This window comes from Aporhodopirellula rubra (assembly GCF_014192335.1).
Taxonomy (GTDB): domain Bacteria; phylum Planctomycetota; class Planctomycetia; order Pirellulales; family Pirellulaceae; genus Rhodopirellula; species Rhodopirellula rubra.
In genome coordinates, this window is sequence record NZ_JACHXU010000012.1 from 51,938 (window position 1) to 78,556 (window position 26,619).

Consider the following 26,619-nt stretch of genomic DNA (forward strand, 5'->3'; position numbering starts at 1 on the left):
TGAGGGGATTTCCTCGCCGACACATCGGCGTGGGACCAGCGTGGTTGGTACCTCGTGCAGCCCGCCCGGGTCAAGGGAGAGTCCGCGACCTCGCCGATCTTCCGATCTTCCCGTCCCCTCGCCTCCATCACGTCAATCACTGCCGTCGTCGAGCCCCATGTCGACTCCGGTGACGGGAGGCACTTCACGGTACATTCGCTTGTATTCTCGCGGTGAAACACCGATCACGTCGCGAAATTTACGGCTGAAATAGTTGCTATCGGAGAATCCGACATCCATCGCAATTTCCGTAATACTCTTTTGGCTCGTCCTCAAACGCTCGCACGCTTTTCGGATTCGCAACCGAATCAGGTACTGAATCGGCGAGTCCCCCATCACGGTTTCAAACGTCCGCAGAAAATTTCGCCTCGACATGTTGGAAATCTGAATCAACTGGTCCAGCGTGATCACGTCGGGGTAGTGAATTTCGATATGCGCGATCGCATCGGCCACTTCCAACAACCCCTGACTGCGCGGGCTCCGGCAACGGTCGTAACACCGCGCCAAGAAAGTCACCAACTGCATCATCATCGCAAATGCCTGCACGCGAAAGCCAGCGGCACGTTCGTCGAGTTCGTGTTCGAGTCGCTCAATTTGCTCGATCGCGTAGGCGAGATCCATCGGATCCAAACGCAAACGGCTGTCAAAACGATGCCGTTGGCGAAAGGCGGGCTCGAGCGTGAACAACGCGTGGTAACCCGGCATCTCGCTGAGATCCCCCAATCCCCACGGCAATTCGTTGTTGTCAAACAGGACGTTAATCAGTCGCAAATCGTCGAGATTCTGATAGTCGTGTGGCCGCGATCCTCCGATCACAAATGCGTCACCTGCGGCTAATTCGTAAGAATCGTCGCCCGTCACGTGCAGCCCGCTGCCCCCGGTAATGATCACGATCTCCCAAAACTCGTGGGAGTGCAGCCCGAAAGGCTCCTGTGGATCCCGCCGCGTCACCACGATCGGGAACCCGTCAGGATGAAAAAACTGACTCTTTCGGAGAACTCGAATCGATTCAGGCATAACTTTTTTAACAAAACTGAACGAACCGGCACTTTTGTGCTATTGCAACACACAAAAGTCCAGGCATCCGGATAAACAATGGATTAAGTTCCTCTGGAGCTTGGGTGAACAAACACCTCCGGAACTCCATTTAGCGGCTCCTTACCTCCCGTCGTCCACTCCACGCCACTCAGCCTAGCCTGCTCTTCCTCCTCAATCTATAGCGAATTAATGACCAGCTTTTCGAATATCGACTCCGCGTATGCCTTAGCGACGGAGCAGTATCAGAGTACCGGTGTGGATGTTGAAAACGCTCTCAAACAGCTTCGGGCCACCGAAATCTCGGTGCATTGCTGGCAGGGCGATGATGTTGCAGGATTCGAAAACACCGGCGGAACCCTGGGTAGCGGCCTGGCTGTCACGGGCAACTACCCCGGTCGGGCACGCAACGCCGCCGAACTCCGCAGCGATCTGGAAAAGGCGTATTCCCTGATCCCGGGAAAACACCGCCTGAACCTCCACGCCCTCTACGGTGAATTCGACGAACCGGTGCAACGAACCGACATCGGCGTCGAACATTTCCAAGGCTGGATCGACTGGTCCCGTGACCAAGGCGTGTCGCTCGATTTCAACCCGAGCTACTTTTCCCACCCACTGGCCGACGATGGCCTCACGCTCGCTCATCCCGACGAAGGCATTCGCGAATTTTGGATCAATCACGGGATCGCCTGTCGACGCATCGCGGCCGAAATGGGCAAGACGCAAAACAACCCGTGCGTCAACAATGTCTGGGTTCCCGACGGATACAAAGACTCACCGGCCGATCGCGCGACGCCTCGCTATCGTCTCGCCGAATCACTCGATCGAATCTTTGAAGAACCGTTCGACACGTCTTACTTGCTCGATGCCGTCGAATGCAAACTGTTTGGCATCGGATCGGAAAGCTACGTCGTCGGCTCGCACGAGTTCTACTTAGGCTATGCAATCACGCGTGACAAAGTGCTGTGCCTCGATGCCGGTCACTTCCACCCGACGGAAGTCATCTCGGACAAAATCTCATCAACATTGATGTATGTCCCCGAATTGCTGCTGCACGTCAGCCGGGGCGTGCGGTGGGACAGCGATCACGTCGTCACGATGTCAGACGAATTGCAAGCGATCATGCAGGAGATCGTCCGCGGAAATCACCTGCGACGCGTTCACATCGGACTGGACTTCTTCGACGCCAGTATCAATCGCATCGCAGCGTGGGCGATCGGAACTCGCAACACACTGAAGGCACTCTTGATGGCGTTGCTCGAACCTCGCGAAGAGCTCCAACGACTCGAACGTGAGGGCGACTTCACCGCGCGACTCGCGTTGATGGAAGAACAAAAGACGATGCCGTTTGGCGCCGTGTGGGATCACTACTGTGCAACATCGGACGTTCCCGTCGGCCGCCAGTGGCTGGACTCGGTTCGCGAATACGAATCGTCCGTCTTATCAAAACGTAGCGAAAGCCCAGAAAGCGTGATCGCATAATTGCGGTCCACCATTCGTTAATTTAGCCCACCGGGCGATTCGCCCGGTCATCGAAGTCCATTTACCGATTCGCTTCGGCGACAACCATTCCGTTCATTCATCGCAGGGAACTTTTCATTGAGCGACGAACATTCAACCGAAGCCGAGACCGCCACGAGCGGTGAATTCGAGCGACACCCCGTTCCAGACTCCGCACTGCTCGGTGCCGGAAAATTCTGGGGCATGTACGCCGGCGAGCATGCCGCCGGTACGGAATTCATGATCGGGCCACTGTTCCTCGCCGCCGGTGCGAGCCTGCAGGATTTGCTGTTCGGACTTTTGCTCGGCAATTTCCTGGCGGTACTGACATGGCGTTTCCTGGTCACGCCGATCGCAATCGCGAAACGGATGACGCTCTACTACCAACTCGAACGGATCGCCGGCGGTAGCCTCGTCAAACTGTACAACGTTGTTAACGGGGTACTGTTTTGTTTCCTTGCCGGAGCGATGGTGACGGTGTCCGCCAGCGCGGTCGGGATTCCGTTCGGTACGCTATACGAGGTCCCCGAATCGACGTTTGGTCTCGGCAGCCCTGATTTCACGCTTATCGTTGTCGTTGTCGGGGTCGTCATGGCGATCATCGCGGCGGCGGGATATCAGGTCGTCGCGCAAGTCGCCAACATCGCAGCACCGTGGATGATCGCAATCTTCGCCGCATGCGGAATCGTTTCATTGACACAAATGGATGCCAATTCCATCAGCGCACTCTCGGAAGGAAAGTACTGGCAGGACGCGATCGACTTCGTGCAGGAAAAAGACGGCGTCCAACAGTTCGGCTTCTGGCAAATTGTTGTCTTCGCCTGGCTATGCAACGGTGCGATGCACTTCGGGATGGCGGACCTTTCGATCTTCCGTTTCGCACGCAGTCCCTCGTCGGGATGGGCGCCAGCAATCGGCATGTTCCTCGGTCACTACATGGCCTGGATCGCGGCGGCACTGTTGCTGGCCGCTCAAATCAAACTCTCGCAAGACACGACCGCGAACCCCGGTGCCCTGGCATGGGGCGCCCTCGGGTGGACGGGGATCATTTGCGTGATCATCGCCGGTTGGACAACGGCCAACCCGACGATCTATCGCGCCGGACTTGCCTTCCAAGGTGTGTTCCCCAAGAGCCCACGCGTCGTCATGACTCTGATCGCCGGTGCCGTTGCAACGACGGCGGGAGCCTTCCCGAACCTGTCCGATCAATTGCTGGGATTCGTCGGAACCTATGGGACCGTGCTCGGACCGATGGGGGCAATCATCTTTGTCGACTTCTACTTCATGCGACGGTTCGGCATGCGAGAGGAAAACGCGTTCCACCAAGGCAACTCGTTCAATGTCGCCGTGCTGTTGGCGTGGTTGATTCCGGTTGCCGCGGGTTTGTACCTGATCTTCGTACCGACGCAGATGTTCCCAGACAAACTCTTCGCCGCCTACGCGGTCGTCCCATGCTGGATCGCATCGGGCGTGATCTACCTATTGCTCAGCAAACTCATGCACCCGAAAACACCTCTCGTTTCGTAGCGTCCAGGATCGCCGCTGACCGCTCACGACATTTTCGCTACGAACAACTCATTTGAGGAAATCCATTTTATGAACAACACACTCAAGATTGCTTCGCTAATCGGATTAGCGCTCGTCACCATCCCCAGCGTGATTTTCTTCGCCGGTGGCATGAACCATTCTGCGGTGAAGACAACAGCACTGATCGGCACGATCATCTGGTTCGCGTCGACGCCGCTGTGGATGGGACGTGAAATCCCCGTCGACGCAGACAACGTCGAGATCTAGAGCCCCGTCTGCATGAGGGCGATTGAGTCAATCGCATAACACAGAAGCGGTAACTGCGTTCGCGAGGAGGCGGTCTACCGCAGCGTGGGTGACACGACGCGGAGCATAGCCCACCGTCAGGTGACGGCGGCTACTGCAAGACAGAGTTGCTCTAAACGCGTTTGGCGACCAAGACGCGGAACAACGACAGCGGGTTGTTCTTGTGACAACTCTCGACTTCGATCGGCAATTCGTTCAGGAGGTCGTTTACTTCAAGATCGGTTCGCCAGCCCAAACGACGCGTGATTCCGCCGGCTGAGTCGACGACTCGCGCGATCAACGGGTTCTCGCTGCGGAAGTGATTGATCACCAGGATGCGGCCACCCGGTTTGCAAACGCGAACCATTTCTCGCATCATTTGGTCCGGCCGCGAGACGACACTGATCGTGTGAAACGAGGTGACGAGATCGAAGCTCGCATCCTCGAACTCCAACTGCTCCGCGTTCATCGAACGCACCTTGATGTGCTGCCAATCGTTCTTTTCGATCAGCACTTCGGCTTCTGCCAACATCGATTCCGACAAATCGACGCCGAGAATATCCGCGTGCTCGGGATAGGCTTCGAGCGACATGCCGGTGCCGACACCGACTTCGAGAACACGGGTGCCTGCCGGAATGTTCAGCGCGGTCAAGTTTGCCTGAATCCGCCGCTTGGCAACCGCCGGCCAAAGGGCTTGGTACGCCGGAACGAGGTTGTGATAGAAATGGCTTTCGTGCGGCTGTGGCACGGATCCTTCCGACTTCGATTCCAATTTCAGCATGAATGCCCTTTCCCGGGTGCGTTGGCGCGTGAGCAACCAACCCACGCCTGTTTATTAGATTGTCGCATTTTCTTGGCCAATTTACCGCCCACATTGGGCGCTGCGAACCAATTTCATAGCGAATTTTGCGCCACAATTACATTTCGCGGCAGAGGGAGCACGCTGAGAATTGTGAATTCGACGGTCGTTGTGGGCCGTTCGCCTTGGCCCGCCCTGCTGGAAATTTATTCGCGGCAACACCGGATAACGCGGGAGGCCTCATTTCGCCCCGCAGCCAACGTGAAAAACGCGATTCCTGCCAAAAACGCATCGCGTATCGAATACCGCGTCAAATGTAAAACATCGGCTCGTCACTTTCGCGAATACTACGGATCACGTCACCCAACCGGACCCGGCTGAGCTGCATCCGAGACTGCTCGTCAGCCGCCCGCCAGTGTTTCTTCAACGCCTGCTGCGCCGTCGGTTCGTCATCCTTGGCGGGTGCGATCGAATCCGGGCACCCGATCGCTTCGGCGATATCGAGCAACGTGATCGAATCCGGCTGGACGACCAATTGATAGCCTCCTTGGCTTCCGCGAATCGCTTTGACCCAACCCGTCGATTTGAGCGTCCGCAAAATCTGCACCAGGAACGGCCCCGGAATCTCATTCCGCCGTATGATCTCGCTCGACCGTACCGGCGCACCATCCTCTCCATGGATCGCCAAATCCATCATCGCCAAACATGCGTAGTGAACCGCCGCGTTAATTACCATGACGCGCCGATCAATGGATCAGAAAACGAGAACAATGGCTCTCTCAATCGCTGTTTATCGAAACCGTTGTTCACGACCTGCCCCCCCTGCCGTCGTAAACATTGGACTCGGTGACAACCTTGTCCATCGAAACGTCGTGACGCAGCATCGGGATCTCTTCAAACATTTGACATTCGTACGCCAGCCCGATCAGTGAACAGTCCGAGCGAGCACGCGTTAGCAGCTTGTCATAATACCCCTTACCATGGCCGATCCGTCCGCCCATCGGATCAAACGCCAATCCCGGCACCAGGATCACGTCGACGTCTTCGACCGACACTTTCTTTTCTGCGGCGTCGCGGGCCGACGGGCTCGGCTCGAGAATCCCGTACATGCCTTCGGTCAACTCATCCATCGACTCGAGAAGAAAGAGTTCGAGTTCACCGTCGACGCAATACGGCACCACGATCTTCTTTTCACTCGCGACGGCATCGGGTAACGCATGACGGGTCCGGGCCTCCGTCCGCACGTCGACGTACCATAAAACGCAACCAGCACTCTGATAATCAGGCAAGCCAAAAACCCGGTCGATAATGTGTTTACTGACCCTCTCTTTGTCGAGCTGCGCCGTCCGGGCGGCGCGGGCGACGGCGCGGATCGATTGCTTGTCCCTTCCGACTTCTTGATGCGGCGTTGAGGGAGGTACCATGGTGACGGCGGGCAAGGACAAAGAACAAAACATACTGACGCTGCGGCTTACGATGCCAGTTTATAACTCCGCGAATCGAGCTGCCGGCTCGTCCCAAACACCACTGTTTCCCGGTGTGTACGTTTGGGTCGGGAAACTGTTGCGGATCAATTGCCGCGCCTCGTCAATGCTGTGCAGGCGCCCGCTACCGATCATCTGCATCGCAACGTTACCGATCGCGGTCGCTTCAACGGGGCCGGCGACCACGGTTCGGTTGCACGCGTCGGCGGTCATCTGACACAGCAGCGCGTTCAGTGAACCGCCGCCGACAATGTGGATCGTGTTGATCGATGATTCAGTCAACCGTTCGAGTGATTCGAGCGTGAGACGGTACCGAAGCGCCAATCCCTCAAGCGCCGATCGGAACAGCACGCCGTTATCCATCGGCACTTTTTGCCCGGTCCGTCCGGCGAGGGAGCAGATCTCGTCAATCATGTCCGTGGGAGCGAGCAAGGACGGGTCGTCCGGATTGATTAACATCGAAAACGCCGGTGCGGCTTCTGCGGCTTCGACCATTTCAGCCCACGACGGCGCCGAACCGCGACGCTGCAACGCGGCGCGGATCTGTTGAAAGATCCACAGACCGCCGATGTTCTTCAGCAAACGGGTGCTGCCGTGAACGCCACCTTCGTTAGTGAAATTCAATTCCGCACAAAGATTCGTGACCTTCGGCGACGGCAACTCAACGCCCATCAACGACCACGTGCCTGAACTGATGTAGCACCAATCCGGCCGGGCGGGCGCGAACCCCTCAGCGGGAACCGACAAAACCGCCGAGGCCGTGTCGTGCGTCGCCGGCGCGATCACGGGAACGTCGTGCAGCCCCGTCATCGCCGCAACGCTGCTCTGGACGACGCCGATCGGCGTGCCGGCTTGTGTCGGGGTCGGGAACCACTTGGCGGGAAAGTTGAACGCCTCGAGCAATTTGGTCGACCAGGTTCCCGTGACCGGTGACAACAATTGGCTCGTTGACGCGTTGGACGCTTCGATCGTCCGCTCGCCCGAGAGCATCCAGTGGAACAAGTCGGCCATCATCAACAACGATGTTGCGTTTTGGTATCCGACGTCACCGGCTTGCTGAGCGGCGAGTAATTGGTAGAGCGTGTTGATCTCCATGAACTGCAGCCCCGTTTCGGCGAAAATCTCCTCGCGTGAGACTCGTTGCAGAGCGTCTTGCATCCGGCCCAGGTTACGAGGATCGCGATAGCACCGCACCGGACTGATCAATTGATCCTTGTCGTCGAGGAATCCGAAATCAACGCCCCAGGTATCGACGCCGACCGAGACCACCTCACCCGCCCCCGCCCCGACCTGATCGGCCGCCAGACGGAGCCCGTGGGAGATGTCCTGCCACAACCCGAGATGGTTCCACAACAGGTCCTTCTGCATCCGGACCGGTTTGTTCTCGAATCGCCAAACCTCCGCCAGCCGCATTTGCCCACCGTCCGACGCTCCGGCGATCACCCGCCCGCTCGACGCACCCAGATCGACAGCCAGGTGGACTGGCCCCCTCAGGCCGGTGGCTTCTGCTGCCAATGAATCGTTCAATTGGATCTTCCTACAAGGAGCGTTCGTGAAGGATTTGCGTGGAAACGGGAACGGCAAATCGTGCGGCCGCCAAGTTACCCAAGCGGGACCGGGGAAGCGACCCGCCGCACCGCCCCCCATTTGGGATTACGGAGGAATTTTGGCGGGTTTGCTAGCAAATACCCCTCAGGCGGCAATCTCGACGCAACCTCCTTCCCAGTCGCTCGTTACAGAACCGGGTGTCCTGCACGGACGTCGACGGGAAGAATCCCGCAATCCGGTGGGAAACATGAAATCGAAAAAACAGATGTTGACCCGGATGCTCAGGCACGTAGGCTAGTCCATACCTCCGCGAGTTCGCCTTCGCGTGGAGCCGAACGCGGTCAGCTCGCGGCCATGGGCTGACGTTCGTTGAATCGTCCGAAAATCATCGTCAATCCCACGAAAACGCTTGTTTTCGAGGGCATCCGGGTTCTTTCGGTCTCTTTTCACGACGACTCCACGGGCCGGGGACATGATGTGCCCGGTCGCGGACGCTCGCTTGGCTTTAGGTGGCCCTCCGCCGCCATCTCTAACCCGCCAAGAACGCGCCCTCGCCCACCGATTCTCGGTTCGGCTATGCTAGGAATCCGTGAGCCCACGGGCTCGAATTCCCTGCCCTCTCCCGCACACCCGATCGCCCGCCATGCCCCTCCGATTTGTCTCGGCGACCTGCCTGTTTTTGGTCACGATGGTCTCCATTTCGATGCCCCCCGCGGTTGCCCAACCGACGGACCAAGGCGTGACCGCTGGCTCACAATTCTACGAAGTTCGCACCTACGACCTCGGCGACAACGGCGACGCGGCATCCGTGGACGATTACCTCGCCAACGCACTGCTGCCCGCATTGAATCGACTGGGCATTGAAACCGTCGGCGCGTTTGCGCCTAACGCGGAAGACGAAACCGGTGCGAATGCGATCTTCGTGGTGATCCCTTACGACTCGCCCAATCAAATCGCGTCGGTGCGTGACTCACTCGCCAACGACGCGCAATATCAAGCCGCCGCCAAAGACTATCTCGATCGCGGCCCACAGAACTCGCCATATAAACGCATCCGCAGCGAACTGCTCTCGTCGATGGCGTGTTGGCCCCAGCTCAAGGTTGCCGACGGCAGTCTCGAAAACTCCGAACGCGTTTATGAGTTGCGACTTTACGAAAGTGCCAACGAACGTATCGGCGATTTAAAAGTTGAGATGTTCGACAATGGCGAAGTGCCGATCTTTCTCGATTGCGGCATCACCCCGATCTTCGTCGGCCAATGTGTTCTCGGGCCTCAAATGCCGAACCTGACGTACCTGACGCTGTATCCGAGCGAATCGGCACGACAAGACGCGTGGAAGGCGTTCCGCGTGCATCCGGATTGGAAAGTCCTCAGCAAAAATCCGAAGTACGCCGGTACGGTCAGCCGCATCGATAAATTCGTTCTCTCGCCGAAACCTTACTCACAAATGTGAGCGTTCGGTTCTGTCCGGCGAGCGGACAGATCGCTAGGATTCTCGTCATGACACCGATGATGAGACAATATCACGAAGCGAAAGAAGCGTGCGGCGACGCATTGCTGTTCTTTCGCATGGGCGACTTCTACGAGTTGTTCCTCGACGACGCGAAAACCGCGGCGGGGATTCTCGGCTTGAACCTCACCAGCCGAGACAAGGACAGCGAAAACCCGACCGCGATGGCCGGGTTCCCGCATCACCAGCTCGATCAATATTTGCAAAAGTTGATCCGGGCCGGTTATCGGGCCGCGGTCTGCGAACAGGTCGAGGATCCCAAACAGGCCAAAGGCCTCGTCCGGCGTGAGGTGACTCGCGTCGTCAGCGCCGGAACGTTGACCGACGACGGGTTGCTCGACCCGCGAGAACCCAACTACGTCGCATCGGTGATCGTGCCGAGCGATTCGGGCAAACGAAAAGGCGGCTCGAAATCGAAAAAGTCGCAGGCCGATCCGGCGACGCAAATGGTCGGCATCGCGTGGGCGGAATTGTCCAGCGGCCGTTTCGAGTCAGGCGTCTTTCCACGCGCACGTCTCGACGATGAACTCGCACGAATCTCGCCCGCCGAAGTGATTTACTGCGAAGACGATCCGCACATCCATCCCGACACGACGATGCCATGGGTTTGGACGCGTCGGCCCGCGTGGAGTTTTGCACGCGACGCGGCTGAAAAGTCACTCACCAAACAACTCTGCGTCTCCAGCCTCGAGGGACTCGGGTTCGAATCCGATTCCGGCCCCGCGATTCGCGCCGCCGGCGCGGTGTTGTCGTACCTGCAAGAGACCCAACGCGGATCACTCGATCACTTCCGCGTGTTGACCTGTCACAACCGCAGCCCGGTACTGCAGATCGATGCGGCGACTCGACGAAGCCTCGAGATCAACCGCACGATGCGGACGGGCAGCCGCGACGGAGCGTTGCTCGGCGTGATCGACCGTGCCGTCACACCGATGGGCTCGCGTCTACTCGGCGATTACCTCGCGGCACCACTCATTGCACCGGAGGACATCGCCTACCGGGCCGACGCCGTTTCTGAATTCGTCGCTAATCATTCTCTGCGCGGCGACGTCCGAAAGATACTGGGTGACACCTACGACCTGACCCGATTGCTGGCCCGGATCGCGACCGGTCGCACGGGGCCGCGCGACCTGCAACAGATCGCCGTCACGCTCAGCGGGCTGCCGACGCTCAAGGCTCGCCTGACCGATCGCGTCAGCCACTGCCTCACCGAGATCGAATCGCGATTGCACCTTTGCCCCGAACTGCGAACCAATCTCGAAAACGCGCTCGCCGACGAGTGCCCGATCTCGGCCGCCGACGGGAACTTCATCCGCGCCGGTTATGACGCAGAACTCGACTCACTTCGCGAACTCGCAAAAGGGGGCAAACAATGGATTGCCTCCTACCAGCAGCGGCAAATGGACGAGACGGGAATCACAAACCTGAAGGTCGGATACAACCGCGTCTTCGGTTACTTCCTCGAGGTTTCCAACGCCCACAAAGACAAAGTCCCCGCTGACTTCATTCGCAAACAAACCCTCAAAAATTGCGAACGGTACATCACGCCAGAACTCAAAGAGTACGAAGAAAAAGTGCTCGCCGCCGACGAACAGGCGACCGTTCGCGAGCAGAACATCTTTCAACAACTGCGTCAGATGGCGCACACGAATCTCGCCGTCCTGCAAGAAGTCGCCGAGGCGATCGCCCGCGTCGATGTCCTTGCCGCGATGGCGGAAGTCGCCGCACAACATCACTGGAACCGGCCACGAATCACCGACGACAGCGTGCTGCGAATCGAAGGTGGACGTCACCCGGTCCTCGATGTCTCGATGCCCCACGGCGAATTCGTTCCGAACGATTGCATGCAGAGCCCCGAAACGGGAATGATCCTGTTGATCACGGGACCAAACATGGCCGGAAAGAGCACGTACATCCGGCAGGTCGCGTTAATCACGCTGCTCGCACAAACGGGCAGTTTCGTCCCCGCCGACGCCGCCGAAATCGGTGTCGCCGATCGCATCTTTGCACGTGTCGGCGCGAGTGACGAACTCAGCCGTGGTCAAAGTACGTTCATGGTCGAAATGGTTGAGACCGCGCGAATCCTCAACACCGCGACGTCCCGGAGCCTCGTCATCCTGGACGAGATCGGACGCGGGACGAGCACCTACGACGGGCTATCGCTCGCCTGGGCGATCACCGAACACTTGCACGAACAGATCGGGTGCCGAACCCTGTTTGCAACCCACTACCACGAACTCGCGGCGCTCGAAGAAACGCTGCCGCGGGTGAGCAACCTGAACGTCGCCGTGAAAGAATGGCAGGAAGAAGTCGTCTTCCTGCACCGCATCGTCAGCGGCAGTGCGGACAAGAGTTACGGAATCCAAGTCGCACGACTGGCGGGCATTCCCCCGGAAGTCAACGCTCGCGCCAAAGACATCCTCTTCCAACTCGAAGCGGATCACCGCGACAATCACGACCGCCCAACGATCGCGCCGCCGAGCGGTGGCAAGTCAGGCGACACGTTCCAACTGACGCTCTTCGGTTATGCCGACCATCCGTTGATTCAAAAGATCAGCAATGTCGAGATCGACAGTATGACGCCGATGGACGCGCTGCAGTTTTTACAAAAAGCCAAACAAGAACTCGCTCATTCGTGAGCCGTTTGCTGGCTAACGAGCTTCTCTTCCAACTCTTCCGTAACGTCGTGCCTCAACCGGGCCACGTCGTTTACGTCGTTGAGGTCATCGGGTTTGAGGAACAAATGCCCTAGACCGTGGCTCCCTCTCGAGAAGTCCGGTTCACACTGTTCAGCACCGTCGTGCCGTTCTCCTTGTGCCTGCGCCCCGTCGCGAACGTAGAACCAGTTCGCAGTTGTGATCGCCACATTGACTCCTGCGTTGCTCGTCACAACGCTCGGTGAATTGTCCGAACGGGCTTCTCGAACATCACTCGGTGCGTCGTCCTGCCTCTCGTCATCTCGCGCGGCCCAAACCTCCGGTGAGATCGGAGACGTCTTCGAATCTTTGATCATTGCCGCAATCACATCCGGCAATGAATCCGCCGAACTCACCCGCCGGTCTCGGATGCCCGCGCCCGGCAACACCTCGCTCGCGTCGGCTCCCAACACGCTCGATATCATCGGCACGTGAACATGGCACGACCGCAGCGGACCGGCACGATGCCCGACGGCTCGGTTCTGTCCCAACGCGAATCCACTCGCCCCCGCGAGAACCATCGCCGACTGACCGCTCGCCTCCGCCACCGAACACATTAATTCGGTAACCGCGTCGACCAATCGGATCTGACACCCGTACGTTCGCATCCACGCCATGATCCAATCCGGATCGTCGCTCCGGTCGAACAACAAACTCGGTGGCTGCGTTTCGTCGAGAATCGGTGGCACGGTCGACCGGACGTCGCCCACCGAGTTCAGTTCGTGCTCGATCGACTCCGACGGATCCATCGGCTCCAGGTCTTCTTCATCGAGTTGGTCGACGGGGAAAAGATCGCGGGGTGCGTCCCAACACTTCGTCAAGAATCGGCTGTGCATCCAGACGTGAGGATTGTCAGGCAATTGCTCCGCCGCGATCGCCGCCAATGACGCGAGGTTGGTTTCCTCCCACGTCAACGCGACACCATCGGCCCGAGTCGGAATCACGATCAGTTCGCCGATCCGGTCCGCGATCGGCAATTCACCGAGCCGTTCGTCATCGGTCACGACAGTCATCTGTTCCGCAGGAAAGCTAGCCGACGCCAACCATCGGCTCAGTTGCTCGACTGGGTCGGCGACCGGGGTGATCGTGCGATCCCAGGCCGTCCCGCGCGCCGCCAACGCGTCAATCGCCTCGGTGCGATTCCACGACGCCCCGTAACACGAGAGCGCCGCGGGCGAGAACCCTTCCAATGAGAACAGAAACATCGCGAGGTATACCTTCCGATAGCGATTTGTGACCTAGAGTTGAGCAGCCAGTCTACCGCGATCACTCGCGATTCCCTACCGACCACATTTTACTTCGCGACTCATGTATCCTACTCTCGATACGAACGTCTTAACCGCGCCAACCGCACCCGTTGTTGTCCCAAAATCGACAACCAAGCGAGCGACAAGACCCAAACAACACAATGACACCGCGTCGTCAAAGCCAGCCCGCACGGCACGCGGCCCCGCCACCGCGGTCGCTCCCGTTCTGCCACGCGACACGGTTGAGATTTGGGACGTTCCGTTTGACCGACTCGACATGCCACAGAGCATCGAGGCGATCGACCGACTGATCGCGCGTCGCGAACCGAGTTACGTGATCACCGCGAACCTCAACTACTGCATGCTCAACGGACAGGATGCTCACGTCCGCGAGATCACCAACGACGCCGACCTGATTCTGGCCGACGGCCAGCCGATCGTGTTGCGGAGCCAATTGAAAACCAACCCGCTGCCCGAACGCGTCGCCGGCAGCGAAATGATCATGCACCTGTGCCAGCGAGCCGCAGAAAAGGGACACCGAGTGTTTTTCCTCGGCGGTGCCGAAGGTGTCGCCGAAACATGTGCCGCACGGTTGCAAGCGATGTATCCCGGCCTGCAAATCGCCGGCACCGAATGCCCACCGTTTCGCGAACTGTCCGCCGAAGAGCACGAAGCCCAGTTGCAGCGGATTCGCGATGCCAAGACTGATCTACTGTTCGTCGCCTTCGGACAACCCAAGGGCGAAAAATGGATCCACGCCAACTACCGGCAGCTCGGCGTCCCCGTCAGTATCCAGCTCGGTGCGTCGTTTGATTTCATCGCCGGCACCGCCACGCGAGCCCCCGAAGTCTACCAACGTTTCGGTTTCGAATGGGCGTATCGCATGTTCAGCGATCCCCGACGTCTCGTTCCCCGTTACGCGGGCAACGCTTGGTTCCTGGGCAAAGCCCTAATTCGCGACTGGAAAGACCAAGTCGCTCGATGGGGAATGTCGCCCGACAACCCCGCTGCGTAACAACGCCCGAGAACCAAACAGGCAAAGCCAACTCAAGTCGACCCTGCCTGTCACCTTAAGATCCCGGCCGGCAAAACCGGCCCGACGTCACCACCAGCCACCAGCCACCAGCCACCAGCCACCAGCCACCAGCTACCAGCCACCAGCTAATGGCTAATGGCTAATGGCTAATGGCTAATGGCTAATGGCTAATGGCTAACAGCTAACAGCTAACTCAAGCGAACTGGTAGCCTTCTTCGCCGTGGTCGGCGATGTCGAGGCCACGCTGTTCGTGCTCGGCGGCGACGCGTAATCCGACAACAAGGTCGATCACCTTGAGCAGGATCAAACTGCCGATTCCCGCGAAGGCGTACGTCACCAAGACCGCAACGATCTGGCCGATCAACAACGTTGCGTTGCCACCGGATTCGATCAATCCGATCGGCACACCGCCACTGACGTCCCATGCCGCTCGGGTTGCAAACACGCCCGTCAAAACCGCGCCGAGCGTTCCGCCGATGCCGTGGACACCGAACGCATCCAAAGCATCGTCGTAACCGAACATGTGTTTCAGACGCGAGCACGACCAGAAGCAAATGAATCCGGCGAGACCGCCCATCACGAGAGCCGGCATCGGCTGAACAAATCCGGCGGCGGGAGTAATGCAGACCAATCCGGCGACCGCACCACTGCTCGCGCCCAGAACGGTCGGCTTGCCCAACCAAATCCACTCAGCGACCGCCCATGCCACGGCACCCGCGGCGGCTGAGAAATGCGTCACCATGAACGCGCTGCTGGTCAAATCATCGGACAACAATTCACTACCCGCGTTGAATCCGAACCAACCCACCCACAACATCGCTGCGCCGAGCGCGGTGTAGGTCAGGTTGTGCGGCTGCAACGGTTCGTTCGGATACCCCATCCGCGGGCCGATCAACAGCGCCGCGACCAACGCGGAAATACCGCTGCTGATGTGAACGACGGTGCCGCCGGCAAAGTCCAACGCACCGCCAGCGATGCTGCCTTCGTTGTACGAGAGCGGGCCGCTGTCCCAAACCCAGTGACACAACGGGCAATAGATGAACGTGCCCCAAAGCACCGAGAAGATCACCATCGCACTGAACTTCATCCGTTCCGCGAACGCTCCGCAAATCAGTGCCGGTGTGATGATAAAGAACATCCCCTGGAACAACATGTGAGTCATGCGAGTGATGCCACCTTCCATCGGCGTGATCGCCGCTCCGGTCGCGTCATCCCAATATCGTTGCACGCCATTCATGAACAGGTAGTCCATGTTACCGACCCATCCGCCTTCGCCACCGAATGCGAGCGAGTATCCGTAGAGAGCCCACAAGACTGTCATCAAACCCATCAAAAAGATGCACTGCATCATCACGCTCAACACGTTTTTGCGTCGGACCAAACCGCCATAAAACATCGCCAACCCGGGCGCCGTCATGAACAGAACCAACGCACAACAAACCAGCATCCAGCCGTTGTGCCCCGCCAAAGCCGCCAATTCGACTTCCGCCTTCAAACTTTCCAACGTGATCTCCTCTTCCGCCTCCGCTTCTTCGACAGCGACCGGCTCGTCGGCGGGAGCGGTATCGGCATCAGAAACGTCGGCGGCGGGACTCGCGGAATCGTCCTGCGCCGAAACAGTCGGAGCAGAAAACACAAATGCTGCGGCGATGAACCAGCCGAGCAGAATGATCCAGATTGGGCGGAGAGACATCGGTACTTCGGACTCACAGATAGGTAGGATGAGGTGATGTTGGTCACAGCGACCAATGCGTTAGAATAATGCGGAGGTCTGCCCGGGGGTACCCGAGTGACGTCTGAACAGAGATGCCAAAATGGCCGTCCACGACGATCGGTCCACCGCTCCACCCGCCCAAGAATTCTCGTGATTTTGTCAGTTGCCTCCCGTCGCCGGATGGACTCCCCCTTCCGTCGCCCAACCGCCTCGCCGGTCGCGTCCGTGTTGCTGTGCCTGGTCGGTGTCGTCGTCGGGTCAACACCTGCTCGCAGCGATGAACCGGACACCCAAACCCCCGCATCCCCCGCCGCGGCTTCACACAAATCGCAATCCGATCCCGCCTCGGAACCGATGCAATCGGAGCCGGTTTCGAACGAGCAAATCGAGCAATGGGTAAAGCAATTATCGAGTAATTCGTACCTGCGACGGAAACGGGCGACCGCCGATCTCACCCGAGTCGGGCAGGCCGCCGTGCCGAGCCTGGTCGCCGAACTCGACACCGGAGATCTCGAAACGACCGAACGCGTGATCAGCATCCTGCAAGAAATCGCCTCAACGGCGTCAATCGTCCCCTCGACTGTCGCCCCCGCCTCGCAAACGGATGCCACCCCCACCCCCACCCGCATCCAATCCACCGCAGTCCAACCCGAGGCCGCCCACCCCACCGACACCCCAACGGCATGGGAAGAGTTGATGCGGATCTCCACGCTCGGAGGCAGTCGCGGGACGCGTGCGAAAATTGCAACCAAAGAAGTTCGTGACGTGCGTCGGGCTCTCGCGGTCGATTTGCTCGGTGACGCGGGCGTGTTCATCGGCGCGACTGAGTTCATCATCGGTTCCCGCAGCGAACTCAAACGGATCGTTGAATTCGATGGCGAATTCGAAGGCGACCCTTCGCTGCTCGATCTGCTGCAGTGGGTCGATGGAATCGAGTACGCTCGGCTCAAAGGAGAAGCCATTCGCCAAGACATTCTCGAAGGCGTTGTGAAAATGCCAGACTTAAAAACGCTCGCTCTCCTTCATGGCGATATCGACGCTGATGAACTGCGAACACTCGGCGACGTCGTCGAACTCCGCCGACTCGAATTGCGGTACGTGCCGATGAGCGGCGAATTGATCGACCAGCTCGCGACATTACCGATCCGCGTTTCGTTGACGCTCAACGGTACCGCGGCCCCCGCCGAACGAGTCGAAGCGTTACGAAAAACCGTGCCCGGCCTCGAAATCATCTTCAAACAAGGCGGGTTCCTCGGCGTGCAGTGCTATGACAATTTCAACGAGTGCCTGATCAACGAAGTGCTCCGCGGACAGGCTGCTGAGAAAGCCGGATTGCTGCCCGGTGACGTCGTGCTCGAAGTTGACGGTAAACCGATCAAACAATTCAAAGACCTGCAAAAGGCGATCGACGCACACATGCCCGGCGAAGCGATTGAAATTCGTTACCAAAGAGGCCAGCAGGAAAAACGAACGTCCGCTCGGCTCGGGAAACTCGAGGAACAGTGAGCCCATCGCCCGCCTCGACCGCCGGCGATCCGGTTTCCAACGACGCCCGATGGCGAGCCCGTGTGCGAAAAGGGTTGTTGGATTGGTTCGCCGAACACGCTCGTGATCTGCCCTGGCGTCGCGACCCGACACCCTACCGGGTCTGGGTCAGCGAGATCATGTGCCAGCAAACTCAGGTCGCGACCGTGGTCCCGTATTTTTTGCGGTTTCTCGATCGCTACCCCGACGCCGCAGCGCTCGCCGATGCCGACGAGAGTGAACTGATGCGAATGTGGGAAGGGCTCGGATATTACCGCCGCGCCCGGTCCATGCATGCGGCCGCCAAACAGATTGTCGAAAACCACAACGGCGAGTTTCCCTTGCAATACCGCGACGCACTCGCGCTGCCGGGCATCGGACGCTACACCGCCGGAGCGATCCTTTCGATTTCGTCCAACCTCCCGCTGCCGATTCTCGAAGGCAACACAATCCGCGTGTTCAGCCGCCTGATCGGACTCCGGGACAGCGTTGACGAGAAAGCATCACTCGACACGCTCTGGGATTTCTCCGAACAACTGTTGCCGCGAAAGTTTTCGCCTACCGACCGAGCACGCGGCCCCGCTTCGCTGAACCAAGCCGCGATGGAACTCGGCGCGTTGGTCTGCACGCCGCGTGACCCCAAATGCCTGATCTGCCCGGTCGCGAAAGCCTGCCAAGCCCGGGCTGCTGGCCTGCAAGCTGAGATTCCCGCCAAAACGCAGAAAATGAAATACGAAGCCCGTTCGGAATACGCGGCTCTCGTCAGCGACAACCAAGGCCGATGGCTCGTCCGCCAAATCCCCCCCGGCACCCGGTTCGCCGGCATGTGGGACTTCCCCAAAGCGGGTCCCCCAGACGCCAACGACGCCGAACACTTCCATCAATGGCTGACCAATCATCTTGGCGGTCGCATCCAGCTCGATGAAGTCGTCAAAACGATGAAACATGCGGTGACGAAATATCGCATCACGCTCAACGTTTACCGAGCAACCCGCACCGGCGGCCCCAAAGCTCTCGCCGAGCCGTGGAAATTCCGCACCCCCGACCAACTCAAACACCTGCCGATGAGCACGACGGGGCGGCGACTGCTTAATTGGGTCGAAAAGAATCAATTCTCGTGACCCGGCGCCAGTGAACACGCGCCCACATCCCAGCCTGCCCCGCGACCGATATTCACGTTCGAAACAGCCTCAAACACCTCGCAACCTCATGGAATGACGAACCCATAAGGTTGACTTTCCGCACCACCAAAACCATAATGACGGTGGCTTATCCACCGCTATTGCCTTCTCAGAGGATTTCCCACCGTCCAAAACTACGTGAATCCACCCGGTTTTCGGGATTATCTCGGTTCTCGGGCCTATCCGGCCCCTTTTCGTGGCGGACAGCCCCCTCTGGATACGCATTTATTCTACAGAGAAGTTGACCTTCTTAGGCGCATCAACCAGAATCCAACTGCGCCGATCCCATGATCTTTTTATCCCCTTTTCAAAAGACGGAACCTATGAACTTTTCTACGAGCGCGACTGCTCCCGAGAAGCCGACAAACGTTCCTACGCCACTGGCATCAGAACAGGTTCGAAGCCGTGCGGCATCGGTTGCTCCGGAACAGGAAATAACAGACGAAGACCTCATCGCACGCTATCGCCAAAACGGCGACCGAGCGATCTACGAGACGCTGATGCGTCGATATGAACGAGAAATCTACGCTTACCTGCGTCGTTACATGGGTAACGCGGAGATGGCCGAAGACGCCTTCCAGGGCACCTTCCTGCAAGTGCACCTGAAGTGCCAGCAGTTCGACCTGACCCGGCGTTTCCGCCCGTGGCTCTACGCGATCGCGACCAATCAAGCGATCGATGTTCAACGTCGCAACAAACGTCACCGGATGGTCAGCCTCGATCGCCCCAGTGGCGGACAGGACGATGACCGTGGCGGCAGTTGGTCAGAGAAATTGGTCGGCGCGAGTGCCGATCCGTTGGCCGAAGCGTCGCGTGAAGAAAACGGTCGCTGGGTCCACGACGCCGTCGCCTCGCTCGGTGAGCCGATGCAGCAAGTCGTCGAGCTGGTCTACTATCGCGGACTGAAATATCGCGAAGCGGCCGAAGCACTCGGCATCCCGGTCGGAACGGTTAAGAGTCGCCTGCACTCGGCGATCAACCATCTCACCGGATTGTGGGACGACAGCCACGAACCTCGCGAAGCCTGATCCGCATCGCCACTTTGCCCCCCAAGCCACGCTCACGAGCGTGGCTTTTTTTGTGCAAACATCGAATCTGCTGCGGCCGACGCGCGGGCTATTCCGATTCTCCGGATCCTGACGGCTGCCGAAACGACACGCCTGCTTCGCGTTGTCCCGAATAGGAGATTCGTGCACGCGTGGTCCCGTTTTGTGTCCTAGCCTTGCACGTAAAACCAATCGTACGTCACCAATAAGTAGCCGGGGGGCCACTGGCGATGATCAAACTAACACGCCTGGACGGTGAGACGTTCATTCTCAACGCCGAATTAATTCGGTATGTCGACCGTCGTGGTGACACATTCGTGACGCTCAATAGTGGCGAACGAATCGTGGTGCGTGAAACGATGGATGAGGTCGTCGATCGCTCGATTGCGTACCAACAACAAAAACACTTTTTGCCACCGCCTCCCGTCGCGTCCAGCGTTCGGTTGGCTGAACCAACGAATCAATCGCTGTAGGAATCATTCGTAATGGATATCGCCAGTCTTATCGGTCTGATCCTCGCCATGGGTTTGATCCTCGTTTCGATCATGTTGGGAGCCGCACCGTTCTCCGCATTTATCGACGTGCCTTCCGGGCTCGTTGTGGTCGGGGGTGCGTTCGCCGCCGCACTCATTTGCTTCCCCTTGGGCAGCATCCTGAAGAGTCCGATCATCGCGCTCAAAGTCATCATGAACAAAGCCGAAGATCGGCTCGCGTTGATCAAGTCGATCGTCGAACTCGCCGAAGTCGCTCGGAAAGATGGACTGCTCGCCCTCGAAGCCAAGATCGGCGACATCCAAAACCCGCTCGTTCGAACGGGACTGCAAATGGCCGTCGACGGAACCGCTCCCGAGATTGTCGAAGAAGTCCTGCGTACCGAAGTCGCCGGGATGGCGATGCGGCACCGCGAAGGCAAGAGCATCATGGATCAACTCGGTCGTTTCGCTCCCGCCTACGGGATGATCGGAACGCTGATGGGTTTGATCATGATGTTGCAAGACATGTCCGACCCGTCCGGGATTGGTGCCGGGATGGCGGTCGCACTCATCACGACGCTCTACGGGGCGATCGTGGCAAACGTCTTCTTCAGCCCCTTCGCTGAAAAACTCGGACTGATGAGCCGCAACGAACAACTCAGTATGGAGATCGCAATTCGCGGCGTGATGGCGATTCAATCCGGCGAGAGCCCGCGGGCCATCGACCAGAAACTCCAAACCTACCTTCCTGCCAAACAACGCGAGCTAGCCTGATGGAAATGGAAGAAGAAGAGGAAATGGGCATCCCGGAATGGGTTGTCACCTTCGGCGATATGATGAGCCTCCTGCTCACGTTCTTCATCATGTTGGTTTCGCTCAGCGAGATCAAAGAAGAGGAAACGTATCAGGCACTCGTTGATTCGATGCAACAACAATTCGGATACGCGAAAACCATCGACGCACTCACACCGGGTAAATCGAAACCTCGCGAAACCGAGTTCGCCGTTCTCTCAACGACCGGTCGGGCCAAGAAAAAGGATACCGCAAAAGGCGGCGTCCCCGAGAAGGCTCCCGTCGGCGAAGAACAGCATGTTCGAATCGTCCGCCCAGGACAGATGACCGCCGTCGGCAGCGTCGTGTTCTTCGAAGTCGGCAGCGATCAACTCAGCAGCGAAGCCACCAACATTCTAAAGCAGGCCGCGAAACAGCTTCGGGGTAAACCGCAACGCATCGAAGTCCGCGGACATGTGTCGGCCGAGTTCGCCGCACGCACCGGCGGTACCGACGAAGCCATGCTACTCGCGATTCGGCGATCGGCTGCTGTGAAACGTTATCTCGTGGACGCCGAAGGCATCTCCGCAGACCGATTCCGTGTTTCGTCCGCCGAAGCGACCGAACCGATCACACGCAACAGTCCTGGCGGCAAGTTCGGAAACGACTCCCGCGTCGAAGTCTTCATGCTCGACGAACGTGTCGAAGACCCGCGAGGGATCGCGGACACCTCCGGCGAACGAAATAGCAGCTAGGAACTCACGTAGCCGCAGACGTAGTTTTTTCGATATCAAACTTCATTGACTCACCGTCATCGACTCCCGTAGGAAAATGCCATGGCTGACGAAGCCGCTCCATCAACCGAAACGGAATCCGATCCGCCAACCCAGCGTCCGCGCAGCAATTTGGGATTGGTCATCGGTTTCGTTGGCATGATCGTGGTCATCGAAACCGCCATGTTCTTCTTCCTCGTCCCCAGTGCCGAACAGGTCAGTGCACTCGCCGAGCAACAATTGATTCAGTCCGTCCAAGAGGGTGCCGAAGAAGCCGAACAAGAAGCCTCGGACGAAAATCTCGTCGAGGAATTCGAGCTCGGCACGTTCGGGGAAACGTTCAGCCCGACCGATACGGACCGCTCCTTCCGAGTCGAATTGCGGCTCTACGGATTGATCCGGGCGAAAAATCGCGAAAAAATGGAGAAAGAGTTCGAAAGCAAAACCGGACGACTTCGCCACGAAATCCGCAAAAAAATCCGAAACAGCGAACTCAGCGAGCTCCAAGACAACCAATTGGGCTTGCTCGAAAGACGGATTTTGACGATATGCAACCACCTACTGGATGAAGATATGTTGCTGGGAGTCGGTTTCAACGACTACCAACTGATCGAGGACTGATATACCCAAGGACGGGCGATGAGCACGACGGACAGCTCGAGCGGTGCCAAGGAACAGCTCAACACGGACGACATCGAAGCCCTCCTGAACGAGGCCTCGCAATCCCTCTCCGCCGCCACCGGTGATGAAGAGAGCAAGGAACGAGATGTCGCGCGCCCATTCGCATTGGGCGACCTCTCGCCCGCTGAGCTCGAAGAAATGGCCCACGACGTCGACCTCATCGATGAAGTCGAGATGGACCTGCGGATCGAACTCGGACGCACCAAAATGCGACTTGAGGAAGTCCTGCGTCTTCGCCGAGGCAGCGTCGTCGCGTTGGATAAACTCGCCGGCGACCCCGTCGACATTTTTGCCAACGGCCGCCTGATCGCACGCGGCGAAGTGCTCGTCATGAACGACAACTTTTGCGTTCGCGTCACCGAACTGATCGGAGCCTAGACGTGAACAGAACTCTCAAACACTCCTGCCCCCTTTTCGTGGTCACGATCGCCCTTTCGCTGATCGCCTCCCCTGCCCTGGCATGGGAAAACCAAACGAATAACCTCGATCCAGAAAACGATGGTCGTCCCCAGGTCATCGCCCGTAGCGGCGGTTTCCCGTCACTGAATCCACGAACGCCGAGTTCCGATCGCCCCGACGCCCGCCAGGGTACCGCCGCGACTCCAGTGTACCGCGTCCAGGACACCGATTCGGCCGCCTCCGAGTCGTACGGTCTGAACGCGACTGACGACATCGCATTTGATCCTGTCGACCTCGACGCCACCCCCGCATCATCACGATCAAAAATGATCGGGCCGCTCGTCACCGTTGCGTCGAGCCTCTCGATCGTGTTGGCGTTGTTCTGCGCGTTGGTTTGGGCAGGACGCAAATTTGGTGGCGGTGCCGCCGCATCCAAACCACTGCCCGCATCTGCACTCACACCGCTCGGACACGTGATGCTCGACCCGCGCACCAAACTCCTCTTGGTTAAGTGCGGCCGTCGCATTCTCGTACTCAGCCAAACCGCCGGCGGAATCACTCCGATCACCGAAGTCACCAACCCCGACGAAGTCCGCGAACTGATCGCGAATTGTTCCTCCGAAGCTCGCGAAGTCTTCGAGCGAACACTACGTGAAATAGAACTCGAGCCCGTCAAAGGCTTTACCGATTCACCACCCACCCCACCCGCATCGGCGCGCCAATCGGGTCGACTGTTCGCCACCGCTTAAACAATGCAACGCCCACCGCGACGTGCGCCGAATGCAGTCATCAATGCGGGCTCGCTGAGAACGCTTCTTAAAAGATGCAAACGACGCCTCCCGACTCTTGAGGCGAACGAGTTGTGGCAAATCCATCAACCGCGATCGAGCACGGCAGCTTGCACGATGCTCTCGCGGAACCGTCTCTTTGATGTCGCCACCGTCACCCAACGGTCGAACATGTTCCGGCTAACGCGGCTACTTCTAAAAGCCTGACGCACTTTCAGAAAGGCTCTTGCTTCAGCGTCTTTACCGCTCAAAACGCACTGAACGTCTTGGAGGCATGCGTCATCGTATTCTATTGACCAAATAACACTCTTCAATGGAACTCATTGTTGATTGGCGGATGCTGAACGTACTAGCGTTATTACTCAAACGTATTAGTTTGTGCGTAGAGATACGAACCACTCAAACGGTACGCACAAACGAGAATCAACGTCGTGAACAACCACAATCTATGGACGTACGAATCTATATATCCACTAACGCATCCATTGCCCCATAAAAGATGTGTGGCCACTTGGACACTGCTTGTTGTTCTAATTTCATTCACTGCATTCTCGCCGTCTCGATCGAGGGCCGCCAAACCCGATCAAGCAGGCGCCCCATCCGCTGCCACGTTGCCTCCTGATCGCGTGATGGATGTGCTGGAGTTTGAGATTGGTGTGGAAATCGGGTCGCGCGCTTTCTTCGAAAAGTCGGCGTACAACGGAGACCGCAAGGCGGCCGAAGAAGTGGTCAAATCGATTGTTCCCAATTTAGAACGACGCTACCTGCACGCCGCTGGAATCAAATTCCGAATCGGCAAAGTCATCATTCGCGACAACGTGGACGAGGATCCGCTTCGTGATCTGGTTCGCGAAACGGGCGGCGGGCGCAACGCCGGAAACAGCCTAGCGGCGTTTCGCGATTATTGGAACAAACACCCTCAAGTCGTTGGCACCACTCACGACTTGGCGTGCTACCACGTCTACTACCCACCATCGGGATTGGCTTACGTCAAAAGTGTCGGATCAAGACAGCGTTACGCGACCGTAGGTGGACGCGGAAAGACGAGTTGGGCCGATGGAACACTCGCTCATGAATTCGGACACTCCTGGGGACTGCACCATACCAACGCGAGCGGCTTCTTCTATGAATCGAGCCCCCGAGAAAAGCAGGGAGCCTCGACGGCCGGTGGCACGCTCAATCCCATCAGCATCATGGTTGGCAACCGGGGCAACGTCGGTCGCATGGCGTCAGACGAAGCGATGAAAGTGATGTCGACTCGCAACGAACGCCGATCTCATGGCGATCTTGTCGTTCCCGGTCCCGTCAAACCGTTTGGCATGCGAGACGAAGTCCCACTCGATGGCGTCACAACGACAATCGATGTGGTTGCCAACGACTACGATGTCAACAATGACGTGCTGGATGTCCGGCTACTCGATACAGTCAGTCACCAAGGTGCGATCATCAGCCTTTCCGAAGGCACGGGCCCGGGCGGACGAAACGAAATCAAATACCACATGCCCCAGAACGGACTATCCAACGGCGAAGATTTCTTTCACTACACCGTTTTCGACACGACCGGTAAAACCGACTTTGGTGCCGTGTACGTTCACTCACGTGAACTAATTGTCGACATGGATGCGGGCGAGTATCACTATGACTTCGGCACCGAGACATCTCCGGTGCAACCCGGGTACCTACGAATATCGCCCACAACCTCAGGGGATGTGACATGGAAAGGCGAGGTTTTGTCAGCGGACCGAGGTACCGCGTCGGGGCTAAACAAAATCAACCAAGATTTTGTGTACAGCAACAAACCCAACACACTGCGGCATCGCATTGCCAACGGGGTTTACCGGATCACGATCAACATGGGCGACCGGGACTACCCGCACGATGCCATGGGCGTTCGCGCCGAAGGACAACTAATCACGCGGCGTCTCGATTCAGCCAAAGGCCAGTATTCCTACGTCACCGCCGAAAGCGATGGTCGTCCCGGACACTTCGACGTCGAAGTCACCGACCGAAGGCTTGACCTAAACTTCTTCGACAATGGCGGATCTGATCCCAATTGGGTCATTACCCGGTTGTCCATCGAAAGAGTCAACGACCTTTAGAGGACGTCGGGAAACGCATGAAACAACAGCGAATCATTTCGCCCGTCACGTTCGCTGCCTTCCCAAACACCCCCACGTAGTAGGCACAGGGCCTGTGCCTACATCCAACGCCAACAACCTCTCGACGAGCCAAAACTCGCATTGACGAGTCGCACACAGATCGCCAATCAAATCCGTTTTACACCCGAACGGCACGGGGCCCGTGCCGTCTACGCTCGGCATCGACCAAATCTCGCAAGCGGTTGGCTTTCACACAGATCAATCGCGAACAGATTCGTCCCATTTCCAAACACCCTCGCGTAGTAGGCACAGGCCCTGTGCCTACATCCAACGCCAACAACCTCTCGACGAGCCAAAACTCGCATTGACGAGTCGCACACAGATCGCCATTCAAATCCGTTTTACACCCGAACGGCACGGGGCCCGTGCCGTCTACGTTCGGCATCGACCAAATCTCGCAAGCG

General features: G+C 58.2%; 23 protein-coding genes. 16 read left to right on the forward strand and 7 right to left on the reverse strand.

Annotation, left to right across the window (positions count from 1 at the left end; genetic code table 11):
- Positions 1–132: 132 nt before the first annotated feature.
- Positions 133–1,056 carry a helix-turn-helix domain-containing protein gene (locus FHS27_RS16745; RefSeq protein ID WP_184306048.1) on the reverse strand — a complete coding sequence of 308 codons (924 nt, stop codon included), beginning with the start codon at positions 1,054–1,056 and terminating at the stop codon, positions 133–135.
- 210 nt (positions 1,057–1,266) lie between these two features.
- Between FHS27_RS16745 and FHS27_RS16750 the strand changes: the two genes are divergently transcribed.
- The 3 genes from FHS27_RS16750 to FHS27_RS16760 all read left to right on the forward strand — a co-directional run bounded on the left by FHS27_RS16750 (position 1,267) and on the right by FHS27_RS16760 (position 4,368).
- Positions 1,267–2,556, forward strand: coding sequence for an L-rhamnose isomerase (locus FHS27_RS16750; RefSeq protein WP_184306049.1), 1,290 nt, complete (start codon positions 1,267–1,269; stop codon positions 2,554–2,556).
- Between the two features lie 117 nt (positions 2,557–2,673).
- Positions 2,674–4,101: a purine-cytosine permease family protein gene (locus FHS27_RS16755; RefSeq protein WP_184306050.1), complete on the forward strand. Its 1,428-nt coding sequence runs from the start codon at positions 2,674–2,676 to the stop codon at positions 4,099–4,101.
- A gap of 69 nt (positions 4,102–4,170) precedes the next feature.
- Positions 4,171–4,368, forward strand: a complete 198-nt coding sequence (locus FHS27_RS16760; protein WP_184306051.1) for a hypothetical protein — start codon at positions 4,171–4,173, stop codon at positions 4,366–4,368.
- Between the two features lie 151 nt (positions 4,369–4,519).
- Here FHS27_RS16760 and FHS27_RS16765 read toward each other — a convergent pair whose 3' ends face one another.
- The 4 genes from FHS27_RS16765 to FHS27_RS16780 form a co-directional block, all read right to left on the reverse strand.
- A complete protein-coding gene (locus FHS27_RS16765; RefSeq protein ID WP_184306052.1) occupies positions 4,520–5,167 on the reverse strand; it encodes a class I SAM-dependent methyltransferase in 648 nt (215 codons plus the stop codon).
- Positions 5,168–5,495: 328 nt separating this feature from the next.
- Positions 5,496–5,921 (reverse strand): Rrf2 family transcriptional regulator, encoded by a 426-nt coding sequence (locus FHS27_RS16770; RefSeq protein WP_184306053.1) that lies wholly within the window; start codon positions 5,919–5,921, stop codon positions 5,496–5,498.
- Between the two features lie 70 nt (positions 5,922–5,991).
- The gene (locus FHS27_RS16775) at positions 5,992–6,609 is read right to left on the reverse strand and encodes a 5-formyltetrahydrofolate cyclo-ligase (protein ID WP_184306054.1); all 618 of its coding nucleotides are present in this window, start codon (positions 6,607–6,609) and stop codon (positions 5,992–5,994) included.
- Positions 6,610–6,669: 60 nt separating this feature from the next.
- Positions 6,670–8,196 (reverse strand): rhamnulokinase, encoded by a 1,527-nt coding sequence (locus tag FHS27_RS16780; RefSeq protein WP_184306055.1) that lies wholly within the window; start codon positions 8,194–8,196, stop codon positions 6,670–6,672.
- A gap of 724 nt (positions 8,197–8,920) precedes the next feature.
- On the opposite strand from FHS27_RS16780, the gene FHS27_RS16785 reads away from it, so the two are divergent.
- Both FHS27_RS16785 and mutS read left to right on the forward strand, forming a co-directional pair.
- Complete coding sequence (locus FHS27_RS16785; RefSeq protein WP_315854606.1) at positions 8,921–9,670, forward strand: NIPSNAP family protein; 750 nt, start codon at positions 8,921–8,923, stop codon at positions 9,668–9,670.
- Positions 9,671–9,717: 47 nt separating this feature from the next.
- Complete coding sequence (gene mutS, locus FHS27_RS16790) at positions 9,718–12,366, forward strand: DNA mismatch repair protein MutS (RefSeq protein ID WP_184306057.1); 2,649 nt, start codon at positions 9,718–9,720, stop codon at positions 12,364–12,366.
- On the opposite strand, the gene FHS27_RS16795 is transcribed toward mutS, so the two are convergent.
- On the reverse strand, positions 12,357–13,628 hold the full coding sequence (locus FHS27_RS16795) for a hypothetical protein (RefSeq protein ID WP_184306058.1): 1,272 nt from the start codon (positions 13,626–13,628) through the stop codon (positions 12,357–12,359). The two genes, mutS and FHS27_RS16795, sit on opposite strands and share 10 nt — an antisense overlap.
- A 103-nt stretch (positions 13,629–13,731) precedes the next feature.
- Here FHS27_RS16795 and FHS27_RS16800 point away from each other — a divergent pair, with 103 nt between their 5' ends.
- On the forward strand, positions 13,732–14,685 hold the full coding sequence (locus tag FHS27_RS16800) for a WecB/TagA/CpsF family glycosyltransferase (RefSeq protein ID WP_184306059.1): 954 nt from the start codon (positions 13,732–13,734) through the stop codon (positions 14,683–14,685).
- A gap of 214 nt (positions 14,686–14,899) precedes the next feature.
- Here the strand turns inward: FHS27_RS16800 and FHS27_RS16805 are convergent, their stop codons facing one another.
- Positions 14,900–16,399: an ammonium transporter gene (locus tag FHS27_RS16805; protein WP_184306060.1), complete on the reverse strand. Its 1,500-nt coding sequence runs from the start codon at positions 16,397–16,399 to the stop codon at positions 14,900–14,902.
- 171 nt (positions 16,400–16,570) lie between these two features.
- On the opposite strand from FHS27_RS16805, the gene FHS27_RS16810 reads away from it, so the two are divergent.
- From FHS27_RS16810 to FHS27_RS16855, 10 genes are all read left to right on the forward strand, one after another.
- Positions 16,571–17,926, forward strand: a complete 1,356-nt coding sequence (locus FHS27_RS16810) for a PDZ domain-containing protein (protein WP_315854592.1) — start codon at positions 16,571–16,573, stop codon at positions 17,924–17,926.
- Positions 17,923–19,065, forward strand: coding sequence for an A/G-specific adenine glycosylase (gene mutY, locus FHS27_RS16815; protein ID WP_315854593.1), 1,143 nt, complete (start codon positions 17,923–17,925; stop codon positions 19,063–19,065). The genes FHS27_RS16810 and mutY overlap by 4 nt, the downstream gene beginning before the upstream one ends.
- 383 nt (positions 19,066–19,448) lie before the next feature.
- A complete protein-coding gene (locus FHS27_RS16820; protein ID WP_184306061.1) occupies positions 19,449–20,153 on the forward strand; it encodes an RNA polymerase sigma factor in 705 nt (234 codons plus the stop codon).
- 248 nt (positions 20,154–20,401) lie between these two features.
- On the forward strand, positions 20,402–20,644 hold the full coding sequence (locus FHS27_RS16825; protein ID WP_184306062.1) for a flagellar FlbD family protein: 243 nt from the start codon (positions 20,402–20,404) through the stop codon (positions 20,642–20,644).
- 12 nt (positions 20,645–20,656) lie between these two features.
- The gene (locus tag FHS27_RS16830; protein WP_009102604.1) at positions 20,657–21,418 is read left to right on the forward strand and encodes a motility protein A; all 762 of its coding nucleotides are present in this window, start codon (positions 20,657–20,659) and stop codon (positions 21,416–21,418) included.
- Positions 21,418–22,170, forward strand: coding sequence for an OmpA/MotB family protein (locus tag FHS27_RS16835; protein ID WP_246419955.1), 753 nt, complete (start codon positions 21,418–21,420; stop codon positions 22,168–22,170). Before FHS27_RS16830 ends, FHS27_RS16835 begins: the two co-directional genes overlap by 1 nt.
- Positions 22,171–22,251: 81 nt before the next feature.
- Complete coding sequence (locus FHS27_RS16840) at positions 22,252–22,809, forward strand: dihydrolipoamide acetyltransferase (RefSeq protein WP_184306063.1); 558 nt, start codon at positions 22,252–22,254, stop codon at positions 22,807–22,809.
- Between the two features lie 18 nt (positions 22,810–22,827).
- A complete protein-coding gene (fliN, locus tag FHS27_RS16845; RefSeq protein ID WP_184306064.1) occupies positions 22,828–23,247 on the forward strand; it encodes a flagellar motor switch protein FliN in 420 nt (139 codons plus the stop codon).
- A 2-nt stretch (positions 23,248–23,249) separates the two neighbouring features.
- A complete protein-coding gene (gene fliO, locus FHS27_RS16850; RefSeq protein WP_184306065.1) occupies positions 23,250–24,017 on the forward strand; it encodes a flagellar biosynthetic protein FliO in 768 nt (255 codons plus the stop codon).
- Positions 24,018–24,667: 650 nt separating this feature from the next.
- Complete coding sequence (locus tag FHS27_RS16855) at positions 24,668–26,155, forward strand: M12 family metallo-peptidase (RefSeq protein WP_246419959.1); 1,488 nt, start codon at positions 24,668–24,670, stop codon at positions 26,153–26,155.
- The last annotated feature ends 464 nt before the right edge of the window (positions 26,156–26,619 follow it).

Excerpts from the sequence above, each read along its gene's own strand:
- FHS27_RS16745 (WP_184306048.1), bottom strand. The coding sequence starts at position 1,056 with ATGCCTGAATCGATTCGAGTTCTCCGAAAGAGTCAGTTTTTTCATCCT.
- FHS27_RS16750 (WP_184306049.1), top strand. The coding sequence starts at position 1,267 with ATGACCAGCTTTTCGAATATCGACTCCGCGTATGCCTTAGCGACGGAG.
- FHS27_RS16760 (WP_184306051.1), top strand. The coding sequence starts at position 4,171 with ATGAACAACACACTCAAGATTGCTTCGCTAATCGGATTAGCGCTCGTC.
- FHS27_RS16765 (WP_184306052.1), bottom strand. The coding sequence starts at position 5,167 with ATGCTGAAATTGGAATCGAAGTCGGAAGGATCCGTGCCACAGCCGCAC.
- FHS27_RS16770 (WP_184306053.1), bottom strand. The coding sequence starts at position 5,921 with ATGGTAATTAACGCGGCGGTTCACTACGCATGTTTGGCGATGATGGAT.
- FHS27_RS16775 (WP_184306054.1), bottom strand. The coding sequence starts at position 6,609 with ATGGTACCTCCCTCAACGCCGCATCAAGAAGTCGGAAGGGACAAGCAA.
- FHS27_RS16785 (WP_315854606.1), top strand. The coding sequence starts at position 8,921 with ATGCCCCCCGCGGTTGCCCAACCGACGGACCAAGGCGTGACCGCTGGC.
- mutS (WP_184306057.1), top strand. The coding sequence starts at position 9,718 with ATGACACCGATGATGAGACAATATCACGAAGCGAAAGAAGCGTGCGGC.
- FHS27_RS16795 (WP_184306058.1), bottom strand. The coding sequence starts at position 13,628 with ATGTTTCTGTTCTCATTGGAAGGGTTCTCGCCCGCGGCGCTCTCGTGT.
- FHS27_RS16800 (WP_184306059.1), top strand. The coding sequence starts at position 13,732 with ATGTATCCTACTCTCGATACGAACGTCTTAACCGCGCCAACCGCACCC.
- FHS27_RS16805 (WP_184306060.1), bottom strand. The coding sequence starts at position 16,399 with ATGTCTCTCCGCCCAATCTGGATCATTCTGCTCGGCTGGTTCATCGCC.
- FHS27_RS16820 (WP_184306061.1), top strand. The coding sequence starts at position 19,449 with ATGAACTTTTCTACGAGCGCGACTGCTCCCGAGAAGCCGACAAACGTT.
- FHS27_RS16825 (WP_184306062.1), top strand. The coding sequence starts at position 20,402 with ATGATCAAACTAACACGCCTGGACGGTGAGACGTTCATTCTCAACGCC.
- FHS27_RS16830 (WP_009102604.1), top strand. The coding sequence starts at position 20,657 with ATGGATATCGCCAGTCTTATCGGTCTGATCCTCGCCATGGGTTTGATC.
- FHS27_RS16835 (WP_246419955.1), top strand. The coding sequence starts at position 21,418 with ATGGAAATGGAAGAAGAAGAGGAAATGGGCATCCCGGAATGGGTTGTC.
- FHS27_RS16840 (WP_184306063.1), top strand. The coding sequence starts at position 22,252 with ATGGCTGACGAAGCCGCTCCATCAACCGAAACGGAATCCGATCCGCCA.
- fliN (WP_184306064.1), top strand. The coding sequence starts at position 22,828 with ATGAGCACGACGGACAGCTCGAGCGGTGCCAAGGAACAGCTCAACACG.